Annotated in this window: 9 protein-coding genes; 7 read left to right on the top strand and 2 right to left on the bottom strand. The window is 37.8% G+C overall.

The annotated features are described in order from the left end of the window. Positions 1–118: 118 nt before the first annotated feature. Together V6260_RS08195 and V6260_RS08190 are read right to left on the bottom strand one after the other, a co-directional pair. Positions 119–598 (bottom strand): MarR family transcriptional regulator, encoded by a 480-nt coding sequence (locus V6260_RS08195; protein WP_341593612.1) that lies wholly within the window; start codon positions 596–598, stop codon positions 119–121. A 132-nt stretch (positions 599–730) separates the two neighbouring features. Then, the gene (locus V6260_RS08190; RefSeq protein WP_341593611.1) at positions 731–2,398 is read right to left on the bottom strand and encodes a methyl-accepting chemotaxis protein; all 1,668 of its coding nucleotides are present in this window, start codon (positions 2,396–2,398) and stop codon (positions 731–733) included. 656 nt (positions 2,399–3,054) lie between these two features. Between V6260_RS08190 and V6260_RS08185 the strand changes: the two genes are divergently transcribed. The 7 genes from V6260_RS08185 to pelG are packed head-to-tail and all read left to right on the top strand — an operon-like array spanning position 3,055 to position 14,711. Further along, positions 3,055–5,763 carry an endo alpha-1,4 polygalactosaminidase gene (locus V6260_RS08185; RefSeq protein ID WP_341593610.1) on the top strand — a complete coding sequence of 903 codons (2,709 nt, stop codon included), beginning with the start codon at positions 3,055–3,057 and terminating at the stop codon, positions 5,761–5,763. Then, the gene (locus V6260_RS08180; RefSeq protein ID WP_341593609.1) at positions 5,763–9,044 is read left to right on the top strand and encodes a tetratricopeptide repeat protein; all 3,282 of its coding nucleotides are present in this window, start codon (positions 5,763–5,765) and stop codon (positions 9,042–9,044) included. Before V6260_RS08185 ends, V6260_RS08180 begins: the two co-directional genes overlap by 1 nt. 14 nt (positions 9,045–9,058) lie before the next feature. Then, the gene (locus V6260_RS08175) at positions 9,059–9,574 is read left to right on the top strand and encodes a protein PelC (RefSeq protein WP_341593608.1); all 516 of its coding nucleotides are present in this window, start codon (positions 9,059–9,061) and stop codon (positions 9,572–9,574) included. Beyond that, a complete protein-coding gene (locus V6260_RS08170) occupies positions 9,571–10,869 on the top strand; it encodes a PelD GGDEF domain-containing protein (protein WP_341593607.1) in 1,299 nt (432 codons plus the stop codon). Before V6260_RS08175 ends, V6260_RS08170 begins: the two co-directional genes overlap by 4 nt. Beyond that, entirely contained in the window at positions 10,866–11,849 is a 984-nt protein-coding gene (locus V6260_RS08165; RefSeq protein WP_341593606.1) for a HEAT repeat domain-containing protein, read from the top strand. The genes V6260_RS08170 and V6260_RS08165 overlap by 4 nt, the downstream gene beginning before the upstream one ends. Beyond that, positions 11,842–13,359: a GT4 family glycosyltransferase PelF gene (gene pelF, locus V6260_RS08160; protein WP_341593605.1), complete on the top strand. Its 1,518-nt coding sequence runs from the start codon at positions 11,842–11,844 to the stop codon at positions 13,357–13,359. Before V6260_RS08165 ends, pelF begins: the two co-directional genes overlap by 8 nt. After that, entirely contained in the window at positions 13,347–14,711 is a 1,365-nt protein-coding gene (gene pelG / locus V6260_RS08155; RefSeq protein WP_341593604.1) for an exopolysaccharide Pel transporter PelG, read from the top strand. The genes pelF and pelG overlap by 13 nt, the downstream gene beginning before the upstream one ends. Positions 14,712–14,724 lie beyond the last annotated feature (13 nt).

Raw genomic sequence — 14,724 nt, 5'->3', positions numbered from 1 at the left:
ACTTTAATTGCCTAGGCAACTATATTATCAAAGTTAGATTCTGCGCACAATCAGAACAATTAATTAGCACGCTAACTTTCTATTGAAACAGTATCGCTATTTTATTGATAATCTACTTTTAAGGCGAGTCTGGCAGTGAATCAAGATTATTTATAGCTTTGAATAGTAAGTCTATTATTTGGTTTTTTTCTGGCTCTGAAAAACCATTTAATGCTTGCGCATAGACTTCGTTCACTACAGGCATAATTTCAGGACAAAGCGCTTTACCTTTTTCACTTAAGCACAAAATAGTTGAGCGCTTATCAAGCTCACATTGCGTTTTAATGATGAGTCCTTTTTCTTCTAGTCGGTTTAATAATCGGCTCATAGCCCCCCGATCATAAACCATATACTCGCAAAGTCCTGCAAGCGTATTAACCGACTCTCTCGCAAGTAGTACAACCACAATATATTGCGCAGAAGTTAAATCCATAGGAAGGAGTTTAGCATCAACATGTGTTGCTAACCTTGAGCGCAAAAAAGACACTAAACGCCCCAAGTCTTGTTCAGGTGCTAGCTCTTCTCGAGTGCAACGTTTAATTGAAGGTATATTTTGCATGGCTATTCACTATGTAGGTATATTGCATGCTGATAGACTCTAACACATACAAAAAATTCAATATTTTTTATAAAAATCGCACACAAAAATAAAGCCGCAATCAGCGGCTTCTATTTTATAGCTAACGTTTTGTTAAATTTTAAATTGGCCTACTAAGTGTCCTAAGCTTTCACCACGCCCAGCTAAGTGCTGACTCACTGAGGATGTCGCTTTACCTGATTGCGTAAGTTCATTCACAATATCTTGGATTGCGAGCACATTACGGTTTATTTCTTCAGTTACACTACTTTGTTCTGTTGCGGCTGTAGCAATTTGTGTGCTCATATCATTAATTGCTGTCACAGAGCTTGTAACTGCTCCTAAACTTTCTGAAATGGCGCGTGATGATTCAACTGAGCGATTACAGCTTTGCTGACTCGCTTGCATCGCATCAACCGCAGCAGTCACTAAATGATGTAGCTCATTTAACATTTCACTAATTTCTAGCGTGCTAACCTGAGTACGACTAGCTAAACTTCTCACTTCATCGGCAACAACCGCAAAGCCGCGGCCTTGTTCGCCAGCTCTTGCAGCTTCAATAGCGGCATTAAGCGCTAGTAAGTTTGTTTGTTCAGCAATTCCACCGATAACACTCAATACACTATTAATTTTTTTAGATTGCTCACTTAATGAATCAACCTGCTCAGCGGCAACATTTATCTCACTCATTAAATTTGAGACTTCATTTAATGATAGATCCACACATTCTTGTGCTTTGGCAACTTCTTGTGTTGCATTTTGAGTTGAACTAGCCACCTGAGTTGTATTTTGTGCTACTTCATGTGATGTCGCTGACATTTCGGTAATCGCTGTCGCAACAAGTTCGGTTTCGTGATTATGGTTTAATAACTGCCCTTCAATAAGCTTCGTTTGCGTGTTTATATCATTTGATGCTGTTTTAACATCATCAGTGACATCAGCCACACTTGTAATAATACTCTGCAACTTACTGACAAATACATTAAATGATTCACCTAATTGACCTATTTCATCTTTACCATGAACTATTAATCGTTTTGTTAAATCACCTTCACCTTTTGCTATATCATCCAGGTTTTGCGCCATAACCTGTATTCGATTAACAATTCGAGTTGCAGCAAAAAGCACACAAATAACAGCTAACACAACCCAGAAAAAAGCGACGATAATTAATGTAGTTAATTTTTCAGATTCGTATTCATCCATTGTGTTTTGATACTTGTCGAGCTCAGCATTTATATCATCCATATAAGCACCAGTACCAAGCATCCAGTTGGTACCCGGTACGATAGCCGCATAGCCTATTTTTTCAACCAGTTTAGTGGTGTTTGGTTTTTGAAAATGGTAATAAAATGCCCCACCACCTTTATTTGCTTGCTCAAGCAAACCGACGATAATTTTTTTACCATTTGGGTCGATCATATCTATTTTATTTTGACCTTCAATTGCATCACCTAATAATGCATGAAATATACTCACACCTTGAGTATCGTAAATGAAAAAGTAACCACCTTGTCCAAATGTTAAATTTCTGAGAGCTTTAGTAACATCATCTTTAGTACCTTTGGATAATTCATGGCGAATAATTTTGCTCCCTATTTCAACTTCAGTTCTTAATAAACTTTCTTTTTCAGCAATCAGTTTTGCTTTGAATGTATTAAAACTTTGTTGCTGATTTTTGAGTTCTAAATAATAAGAACTACCCATTAAACTAATCAAAAGCAGTAACAATGGTAAAATCGATAATAGTAATAGTTTATTTTTCAAACTTAAGTTGTTCATTATTTTTCCTTGTATAACGACAATAAACCCGACACTAAATTACATTATTAGTTTAATTAAATACAATGTAAAAAACACCAGATGACACAAGCAGGCATAAATCATTTTATTACAAAAAAAATAACATTTCCTTTCTATTATATAGAAAGGTATCAACTTTGCTTTTGTAAACACAACACCTATGTAACTATAAAATCAACGAAAACTAAAAGTATTTATCTTTATGGATTAAAGTATTTTTAATCTAGAATCGGTTCAATCTCGGCGATAGGTTTGTAATCTAGTGGCTAAGTAAAAATAAAGCAAAATTTCTACGTCATACCCACATCCTTTCTACATCAATTTGGACAACAAATAGTTAACAACTTCTAAAAAGAACTCAACGGGCAGTACATATTTGGTATTTATGCTGCGTTATTGTCTTTTTATGGGAAACAGCCATATTACACAAGCCCTGGCAAACACACTGCTGAAAATTCAACCATCAAAGTTAAGCACCCTGTGTATTAGTGTAGATATTAGATTCGAAAGCTGATGAAACTGTAGATACTTGAGTTTCATTAACATATAATCATCCTATATTACTAATACTAAATAATTAAAAACGGGTGAAGCGCTTTGAGCTATAGTTACAAATTAATTAAAATAAGCTACCTATGAAATATATTTTATATTTCATGCTGTTAGTTTCTGCATATGTTGTAGCGAAGCCTGTAAATAATAGTATAGCTTTTTACTACTCTGCGCCGATGCCATTAGCCGAAATGACCTTTTATTCTCGCGTTGTAGTACAGCCTGACCTTGTGACTGAGCACGAACTCAATTGGTTTAAACAGCGTAATATAGCTGTTTATGCTTATTTAAGTGTTGGTGAGTCGTTTATTGAAAGTGAGTCTTCACTAGCAGATAATCCTAACTGGAATAGTTATATTTCAGATTTAACATCTACTCATTGGCAACAACATGTACAAGATAGCGCAGCTACTTTAAAAGCACGAGGCTTCAGTGGATTATTTTTAGATACTTTAGACAGCTATCAACTTTTAGATAATAAGCACAGTAAATCAGAACAACAAAATGGTTTAGTCGCAATTATAAAGAATCTGTCTGGCACGTTTAATAAACACCTTATCCTTAACCGAGGCTTTGAGCTACTACCTGAACTTACCGATTTTGCCAATGATTTAGTGGCTGAAGGTTTGTATAGCCATTATAACCCAATCAATAATAGCTACAAACTAACCACCGAGAACGATCAAGCTTGGCTAAGCGCACAATTAAAAACAGCACAAAACTTAGGTTTTAAAGTACAAGTTATTGATTACGCGCAACCTGATAACCGCCTTGCTATGGCGCAAAAAATAAAACAAGCTGGCTTTACTCCTTGGGTAACTGATGGGCACTTACAAACATGGGGCACATCAACCATATCGCCAGTACCAAGGCGCATCCTAATTCCGTTCAACAGTAATGTAAAACCTCTCATTTACACTACCGTACATTTAAAGCTTGCGACCATGATTGAGTATTTGGGATATATTCCTGATTATGTTGATGTAGCCAAACGAGATTTACCGTTAGTAGATCCAAGTTTACATGCTGGTATTATTTCATGGACAAACAGCGATGCTTTTTACACCCCAACTATTACTAATTGGTTGGAAAGTAACTTAGGCGTTGTACCTGAGCTAATTATGGGTGAGCTACCGCAATCAACTAAACTATTACTTAACCTTGGTATTGAAGCGCTTAGCGTATTGCCTCCTGCCCCTTATGAACTAAATCATTTTACTACATGGCTAAAAGGCGAAGCGACAACATCGCCTGCGATAATTAAGCCCTACTTATTGAAATTAGCAACTGATGCCACCCCGCTTATCAATATAAAAGCGGCTGATGGAACTATAATAGTGCAGAGTACTAAAACAAAATATGGCGCGGTTGTTGTTGCACCTTGGCTTATAGATACCTTGCCAATGGAAGGTAGTAAATGGGTTATTGACCCACGTACACTACTCACCAAAGCAATGGGACTACCTCCGATTCTAGTGCCTGATACCACAACTGAAAGCGGTAGGCGTATGCTAACGCTGCATATAGATGGCGATGGCTTCACAAGCCCAGCACATTATGCAGGTAAACCATATTCTGCAGAAGTGATTCGCGATGAAATAATTAAGCGCTACAAACTCCCTTTGACCTCATCGGTTATTCAAGCTGATATTGAAAAAAGTGGCTTACATTCAAAACAAAGTGCCAAACTTGAAGGTATAGCGCGCAGTATTTTTAACCTGCCTTACGTAGAAGTTGCTTCGCATACTTATAGCCATCCGTATTTTTGGACAGCCCTTTCTGGGCAAAAAAAAATAGATGAAGACGACACCGATTACGGTTTTCATTTAGACGTGCCTGGCTACAACACAATTAGCCTTAAAAAAGAAATTACAGACTCGATAAAGTACATTAATGACAGACTTGCACCTAAAAATAAAAAAACAGTGATGATGTTATGGTCTGGTGATGCAACACCTGGCCCAAAAGCGCTTGAACTTGCCCGTGACGCTGGCGTATTAAATGTTAATGGCGGTAATACTGATGTAAATGCCGATAACCCTAGCCTTACACACATATCTCCTATCGGTCGCCCTGAGAGAGATTTGCTGTATCAAATTTACGCCCCCATATTAAATGAAAATGTTTACACAAACTTATGGCATGGCCCTTATTACGGCTTTAGACGCTTAACCGAAACATTCGAAATAACAGAAAAACCATATAGATTAAAACCATACACTATTTATTTTCATTTTTACTCAGGTGAAATCCCCGCGGGACTAGACGCACTAAAACACAATATAGATTATGTTTTAGCTAGGCCAAATACACCGGTACATTTGAGCCATTACGCAAAAGTAGCAAAAGATTTTTACTTTTCTGCACTTGCAAAAAACAGTAATAATGAATGGTTATTTAGCTCAAAATACATTCGTACTTTACGAATTCCTACTGATTTTGATATGCCAAACATTGCCCAAAGTGATGGTGTGTCAGGCGTTACTGAAAAAGGTGACTATATACACATTATTAATAACGTAGCCCGTCTTAGCTTTGAACACAGCAAAAATAGTAAAAAACCTTATTTAGCGTCTGCAAATGTTATTATTGATAATTGGCAAGTTAACGGACCTGTTAGCTTTAAAGCGTGGGTGCCTGCTTCGCTTGAATTAATTAATGCACGTTCTTGCGAATTTGTATCTAGCTTAGGAGAGCACTTTAAAGGTATTACACGCGCTAATGTGACGCACTTTAATCTACCAAAAGGTCTATTTTATGGCTATCTTAACTGCAACGGAGCTGCTTTATAATGAATACCAAAAAGCGTCCTCAGTTAATTTCTGTAAAAACAATATTAGCGGTATTAGTTGTAAGTTGTTTTGCACTTTATGCATTATTTCCTCATACCTTATTTTTTGAAGATGATGCACTTTCAAAAGATTATACTTTTGAAAAGTCATATCTTAATGCAGCGCTTAAAACAGAGCCTAACGACGAGAAGCTACGCGCAAAATTGGTTGAACTACATATAGAGCTTAGTGAGTATTCACAAGCTACTAACGAGCTTGAAAAACTACCAAGAGGTGAGCGCAAAGCAACTCTAGAAATAAAGCTGCTTTACTCATTATGGCTAGCAAACGGGGCTAAAGTTGACGATCGCTTTGAAGATCTATCTTTAAAAATAGGTGTTCATAAGCATTGGGACGAACAAATACTAGCTATTGCAAAAGCAATTGGGTTAAACGCAAAAGTTGCTCTGTACTATCAAAAAAATAAACAACCACTACTTGCAGCTGATTACTGGTTGAGCGCTGGCGAACCAGCCAAAGCTCTTGCTATTTATAAAACACATATAAATGCTGACATTGCAGCTAAAGCGATTGAGACTGCACTTGGCGCAAATAATCCGATACAAGCTTACGCCTGGTGGAAAACTTATGGTGACCAAGCTAATGTTAAGCGCACCCTTTATTTAGCTAACTTAGCTGGCAATACAGAAGATTCAGCTCAAGCCATTGAAAGTTTATTAAAAACTGAGCCAAATAACACCGAGTTCTTAACAAAAGCCATGCACCTGCGTTTAGCAAATGGGAATGCAAAAGGTGCTGAGCAATTACTCGCCATGCTATTACTACAAACTCCAAATGACAAAGAGCTACGCTTACTAAATTGGAAAATAAAGCGCTGGCAGAACAAACCTAAAGAAGCGCTTAAAGAGTTTAAATGGCTAATGTCGAACAGAGCTGTAACTCCAGCAATGCTTACTGACAGTGTTAATGACGCTGCGGCATTATATTTATACCAAGACGCCAACGATATATATGCATACAAAACACAAAACCGACAATTAAAAGGCAACGGCTTTGCTAAGTGGATGCAAACAAACGAATTTATAGGCAACACAAAACAAGAACTTAGTAATATTGACCGTTTTGAACAAATAAATGGTAAGAGTGCATTATCGCAATATTGGAAAGCGAAAGTACTTCACGATTCCGGAAATTTAAAAGCACTAAGAGCTTTATGGCCTAAATATAAAGGGCCTAAAAATGAAGAAGACTTACTTTGGATAGCTCGTGCATTTTGGCTTGAGGATGACTTTAAAACAGCATTGTCTATTTTAAAAAACAAGCAACAAAGTACTAATGGCGAATTTTGGACTGCACGAGTAGATATGGCAATGCGTGTTCAAGATAAAAAAGATGAGCTTTATGCTTTTGAGCAATTAAAAGCAATCAGCACACTAAGTGTTGGCGACACGCTTTATTACCAACAGCTGCGCTTTGAAGGACGGCCTCAAGAGCTTCTCGATTACCTGTGGGAAAGTGAGTCACTGACAGACCGCCAACTGATACAAATTGCATTATTAAGCACGCAAGTAAACGATGCTAAATCGGTTGCCCGCATTCACACTGAGCTTGATAAACAACGCTACAATAAAGCTCTCTACCCTGCTTGGGTTATTCTTTCAAATTGGTATCAAAATCAAAGTGATTTAAATTCGGCTTATACAACTCTAAACCGCGCCGCTAAATTAAGTGAATACGACCCCGATGTTGTACTCGCACAAGGTTGGTTAGCGCTACAAATGCACGACACTATAATGATCAGCCGTATTTTAACTCGCTATTCGGACAGCGATCCTACCTATGCGTGGATGCAGCTCTTAGCTAGCTTATCTGTTTATGATAAGTCATATAACAGTGCTTACTTTTATTTACGAAAACTAGCTGTTGCAGATCCAAGTGACTTAACAACACTGGTTAACTTAGCCGATGTAATGAAGCAGCTTGGTTATTATGCAAATGCTGCCGAGCTAAATCACTATTTATTACAGCATTTACCTAAAGATAAATACGCATACAGAGGCCTAATGTATCGCTGGGCAGGTGCAATGGCTGTTCCTCATTTAATGCAATTAAACACCATGGATGAGCTCGCGCCCGACACTATTGGTGAGCCTCAAGCAAACTGGTGGTTAGCACGTCGAGCTGCACAAAAGTTAGAACCTTGGCAAAAACTACAGCTTTATATGACCAACGGCGAGTTTAATAAAGTGAAACAACTAATAGCCAAAGGCTCACTAAGCAAATTAGATGAGCTAAACGCCATACTCTATTTGAAGCAGCCATACGCAACAATGCAGCGTTGGTACGAAGAGCTGACTGGTGAGCTTAACGAATCACAACTGAGTTTACTCAGAAATGCACGCGCATCCTATTTTAGAGCGCTTGAAATTAACCTATCGCCAGAAGCTGGTTTAAACAGCAGCCAGTACGATGTGAACGTTTATTTTCCTTATGCTAGTGGGCAATGGAAATTAAGTTTAAGTAATCAGCAAAACCTTGATAACAACGGATTGCTGTTTGCGATAGAAGATAAAATGACATTTGGTCGTTGGTATTTTGATGCAAAAATAGATTATCACCAAGGCAGCTTAGTCAGCCGGCAAGGTCTTAGTCTTGATTCTCGTTATCAATGGGATTCTCGTACTCAGGTGGGTTTAAAACTTGAATATAATGTTGAAAACCGCCAATCAGAAGCGCTACTTAGTTATGCTCAGCTAGATAAAGCCACGGCTTATGTTAACTACAACATTGATAATAGACAAAATGTGCAGCTTTCAGCAGCAGCGATGTCTTTTTCTCGAAGAGACGATGGTAGTTCACTCATTAATGGCCAAGAATATAATGCACGTTATCAGTACAGCATTTTAAAAGACCGCCCAATTTGGAACGCTTACTTTAGTGCGCAATGGCAAGACTTTGAGCGTGTAAATGCGTTAATAAACACAGAAACAAGGCCTCTAATAGTTGATCTTCAACCATTTAGACGCTTTGCACTAGGCACCTCATTTGCCTCAACGGGATCGTTAGAACCTCCATATTTAGGTACAAGCCCGTCATGGTTATTCGATATAAGTACTGGGTATCAAACGGTTACTGAGAACATTGATGTGTCGGTATCAAGCGGTGCTGGCTGGTCTATTTTAGGCGATGATTTATTTAAACTACAGCTGGGTTATCAAAGTAGTAATAAAGTGGGTAACTCAGATACACAATTACAATTAGGTTATTACGTACATTTTTAATGTTAGGAGAGAGTATGTTTCGTTTAATTATACCGTGTTTGGTATTACTATTATCAGCATGTACCACCAGCAGAGTTGCTGATGATGTAGAGCTTAGCCCTTCAAAAACTGTGGCATTAATGCCACTTGTTAATCATGCTCAAACACCGCTTGCAGGTGAGCGTGCTGAAGATATTTTAGCCAGCATTTGGCAACAAAATGAATTACCAACTCTTATACGTGCACCTCGCGTAAACAGCAAAGAGCTTCCACCGCTGGATGATCAATACCGTTTAAACAATGCTATGCAATGGTTAAGCACTCAACAAGCTGACTATGTACTAACAGGCAGCATTGAAGAATGGCGCTATAAAGCAGGGCTTGATGGCGAACCCGTTGTTGCACTTACATTATCACTCACTGAAAATGGACAAACAACCCCGATTTGGACAGGTACTATTGCTAAAAGTGGCTGGGGCCGAGATAGTATTGCTGCAACAGCACAAGATGTAATTGCTGATTTAATTTCGTACATAGAGGCTAGTGAGTGAAAACACATTTCCTTAGACCCAGAGAGGTTCCTGAGTTACAAATATGGGCTGAGATGGTTATATTTACCGTGCTTGCTTTAGGGCTGCCTGTATTATTTAACGCCGAAGATCCTTTTTGGACTGAGGGAGGCTTTTCGTGGCCAGTACTTGGCCCATTATTAGTTGCTTTGCGCTATGGTTTTTCAAAAGGTTTTATTAGCATTTTATGCTTACTTGTAGGGCAATTATTATTACTAAAAGTAACTATTTTATCTGCCCAAAGCGGGTTTAATATTAACGCGATGATTGGCTATATCATTGTTATTATGATTGCCGGCGAATTTAGAGATGTATGGGAGCGTACTAATCAAAAGCAAAGTATTCAGCTTGAGTACGTAACTGATCGTCTTGAAACGTTTACTCGTCAGTACCATTTAATTAGCTCATCTCACGATAGAATAGAACAAATGCTAGCTGGGCATACGTTAAGTTTACGTGAATCGCTACAAGCAGTAAGAACCTCTATCGGGTTACTAAAAGAAAGAAGACTTGATAGTGCGGCGCCAAAAATCATCGACTTATTTGTTGAGTACGGTTCGCTAGAGAGAGCGGGGTTATATAAAGTTGAAAACGATACCGTCTTAGAACCACCTCTTGCTTCTATAGGTAAAATGAGTCAAATAGCTAAAAACGATCCTCTTATATTTGCAATGCTCGAGGAGAAAGAATTAGTATCGGTAAAAGACGACAACGCAGTATCAGGTATAAGTAAATATCATATAGCAATCCCACTTATCGACGTAAACAATACTATTTATGGCGCTATTTTGGTTGAAAGAATACAATTTTTTGCACTCAAAAATACAACTCTAACATTACTTGCTGTAATGGCTGGGCATATTGGCGATTTACTTCGTCATGAAATAACAAACCCAGTAATGACTTATGAAGAGTCTCCATACTTTATTCGCCATATTAAACGCGCAAATAAAGAAGCAAAACGATACAACATTCCATCACAGCTACTAAAAATAAAAGCCAACAATATTACTGATAAATCGACTCAACTTATGAGTTATTTAAGTGAAGCCCGTCGTGGTTTAGACATTTATTTATATGATGATAAAAATCAGGTATTACTGCTATTAATGCCATTAGCTAATGAGCTTGAAAAAGCAGGCTTTATTGCCCGAATGAACACTTGGTGTAAAGAGCGCACTGGTTGCACTTTGGCTGAGCTTGATATTGTTATTGAGCAACAACTTGCACTACCAATAAGCTCAGATGACATAAAGAGATTGGTTTCACTTTCATGATTATAATTATTGTAGCAGCTATTTTAGGGTGTATTTGTCAGTACTTTGCACTAATAGAAGTACTGGAAACACCTAATTGGTTTTTAGCTATACTATTGCATGCTATTGCTAGCATCCTTTTTACTTTTGTTAGCTATTTCCTTATACCTAAAAAATATAAAACAACTCCTTATAGCTCTTTACTACTCATGTTTTTATTGTTGTTTACATTGCCTGTACTTGGAATTATAGGTGTTGTAGTAGCGCTTACGTTTGCTCTGTGTAAACCTCTCAAAAACGATGACATAGAAATTGAAGAGCATAAAATACCTGAGCTTCCTTTTGAAGCCAGAGCAATATCAGCAAACCCGACCTATTCTATAGGCGGACTTAAAGCAATTTTAAAGCACGCGAGTGAACCAAATAAACGTCTAAGTGCTGTAATGGCGGCTCGTCACATGAGTGACTCACAAGCTATTCCTATTTTAAAGCTAGCACTTAAAGATTTAGAAGATGATATTCGCCTACTCGCCTACTCAACCCTTGATGGTAAAGAAACCAAACTCAACGAAAAAATTAGTTTATATCAGCAAGAAATAGCCATTACGACTAAGCAGCCAAAGTTAAGTAATTTACAAAAACAACTAGCCGAACTTTATTGGGAACTAAGCTACTTAGGTTTAGCCCAAGGTGCTCTTCGAAAATACGTTTTAGAAAAAGCCGAAGTACTTGCATTGCAAAGTGTTGAGCACGTAAGAACACCTGCAACCTTTATATTTTTAGGGCGTATATCTTTAGCCTTAGACAAATACGAAATAGCCCATGAGTACTTACTCAAAGCAACTGAGTCGGGCATGGCAAGGCGTCATGTTCTACCTTATAAAGCCGAAGTTGCCTTCTGTATGCACAAGTTTGACGACTGTAAACGCTACTTAAAAGAACTCCCAGAACAACCTAAAGGCAGTGAATTACGTCATTTACAGGAGTATTGGCATGAGTAACAAAAATGCAGACATTTTACTGCTTTTAGAAGGTACTTACCCTTATGTGCGTGGTGGTGTATCTAGCTGGGTTCATCAAATAATTGAAGGGTTACCTCATTATAGCTTTGAGCTTGTTTTTATAGGTGGAGCGCCAGAGCATTATGGCGAGATTCAATATACCTTGCCTGAAAACGTTACCAAGCTGCATGTTCATTATTTAGTGGAAAATGACACTTCTGAAATAAAAGGTAAGCACGGGGTTAAATATAAAAAAGAACTCTTTGATTTTTGGCAGCAACTACAAAATTATTTTAGAGATTGTAACGAGCCAATTCCGACTGAATTATTAAAGTTTGCATTTGAAACTTTGGCGAAAAAAGATGGTATTAATGAAGCCGACTTTTTATATAGTGAATCTTCATGGCAAGTACTCACTAATTACTATTCAACTTTTTGTGATGAATCCTCTTTTATTGACTTCTTTTGGTCATACCGCAATTTATATAAACCGCTATTTAAAATAGCCGAAATTGCACGAGGGCTCCCTAAAGTTAAACTTATTCACTCAATATCTACCGGGTATGCGGGTATTTTAGGATCTGGCGCCAGTGTAATAAGTAATACTCCTTTTTTGTTGACCGAGCATGGCATTTACACTAAAGAGAGAAAAATAGATCTTATTCAAGCCAGTTGGATCAAAGAGTCTGAACAAAGCCTAGGTAAAAACTTAAATACCGAGATGGGCTTTATTCGCCGAATGTGGATCAGCTTTTTTGAGCAAATTGGCCGAACAACATATCAAGAAGCAGATAAGATAATTTCGCTATACGATGGTAACAGACAGCGCCAAATAAAAGATGGTGCAGCACCAGAAAAAGCATTTGTTGTACCTAATGGCATTAAAACGATGCGCTTTATTGAAGCGCTTGATCAGCGTCCAAAACAGATACCACCGGTTGTTGGATTAATTGGACGTGTAGTGCCTATAAAAGACATTAAAACCTTTATACGTGCGATTAAAGAAGCGCAATCGATATTACCAGAGGTCGAAGGCTGGATTATCGGCCCTTTCGAAGAAGACCCACAATACTACAAAGAGTGTGAGCTACTGGTAGGCAGCCTTGATTTACAAAATAGTGTTAGGTTTTTAGGTATGCAAGATATTACCAAAATTTTGCCTAAGCTCGGAATTGTAGCTTTAACCTCGATTTCTGAAGCGCAGCCTTTAGTGCTTTTAGAAGCAATGGCGGCCGGTGTGCCTGTACTTGCTAGTGATGTTGGCTCGTGCCGCGAAATAATCGAAGGCGGAACTGATGAAGATAAAGCGTTAGGTAAAGCCGGTGAAGTTGTCCCAATTGCTTCTCCGAGCGAAACAGCAAAGCAAATATCAACCATGCTAACAAATGAGCAAGCTTGGCTTGAGTATCAAAAAAATGGTTTAGACCGCGTACAAAAACTTTATGACGAGAGCCACATGTTTGCCCGTTACGATAAACTTTATAAGGATACAATAGCATGGCTGGAATAGGTTTTGAGATACGGAAAATTCTCAAAAAAAATACCCTGCTCTCAGTTTTTGAAGCATACGGCTACGCAGGTTTAATAGGCTCGGGCCCCTGGCTGCTCTCTATTGTAGCGTTAATGCTAATTGGTATTTTAAGTTTAGGGATTGTATTACCTAAAGTACTTATTATTCAATTTTTAACGCTTGTTACCTACATGATGGCCGCCTCACTTATTTTAACGGGTGGCTTGCAGTTATTACTAACTCGGTTTATTGCCGATTTGTTTTTTCAAAAAGAAGAGGCAAAAGTACTCCCTAATTTACTTGGTGCACAGCTTATAACAACAATAGCCGCGCTATTAGTCGGCTTAGCGGTTTGGCCCATGCTCCCTATACCCGTTGTTACTAAGATTATAATTTTAGGTGCCTTTGTAAGCTTATGTAATCAGTGGCTTGGCGCTATTTTTTTATCGGGTATGAAAGAATACCGGTTAATTTTAATAACCATGCTAAGTGGTTACGCCTTTATGGTATTACTTGCATATTTATTAAGAGACTGGCAGTTAGATGGCTTATTTTTTGCGTTTTTTGCAGGCGAAGCTCTGCTCTTTTTTAGCTTTTTATTCATGATTATTCGCCGTTATCCTGGTGAAAAACTTATAAGCTTTGACTTTTTAAGCAATAAAAAAGTGTATTACAGCCTATTCTTTTGTGGTCTGTTTTATAACATTGGTGTGTGGGCTGATAAAATCATTTTTTGGTATTCACCAAGCACATCAATTCAAATTATTGGCACGTTAAGAGCTAGCCCAATTTACGACTTACCTATATTTTTAGCCTATTTGTCTATTATTCCCGGTATGGCAGTATTTTTAGTAAAAATGGAAACCGACTTTGTAGAAGAATACGACCGTTTTTACACAGCTATTAGAGAGGGATCATCGTTAGAAGAAATTTACTATTTAAAAGACAATATGATCCAAACCGCTCGCTCTGGACTTTACGACATATTTAAAATTCAAGGCATAACCGTGGCTTGCTTATTGTTATGGGGCGAGCAAATACTTAACTTTATCGGTATTGATCCAAACTATAAAACGCTTTTATTTATTGACGTAGTTGGTGTAGGTGTACAAGTTATATTTTTGTCTATTTTAAATATTTTATTTTATTTAGATAAACGCTCAACCGTGCTGTTTTTAGCCGGGCTATTTTTGGTAATAAACGTTGTTTTAACATTGCTATCAATTGCTTTAGGGCCACAGTTTTATGGTTATGGCTTTGCATTAGCCACTATAATTACCTCTGTTGCTGGGCTATTTTGGCTTTCTAAACAATTTGAAGATTTAGAATATGAAACGTTTATGCTGCAATAGCGTGTTGTGTATT

Origin of the sequence: Pseudoalteromonas aliena (genome assembly GCF_038155085.1) — a bacterium.
GTDB classification, from domain to species: domain Bacteria; phylum Pseudomonadota; class Gammaproteobacteria; order Enterobacterales; family Alteromonadaceae; genus Pseudoalteromonas; species Pseudoalteromonas aliena_A.
The sequence above is the reverse complement of the archived record's forward strand: the minus strand, read 5'-3'. Positions and strand labels throughout refer to the sequence as shown.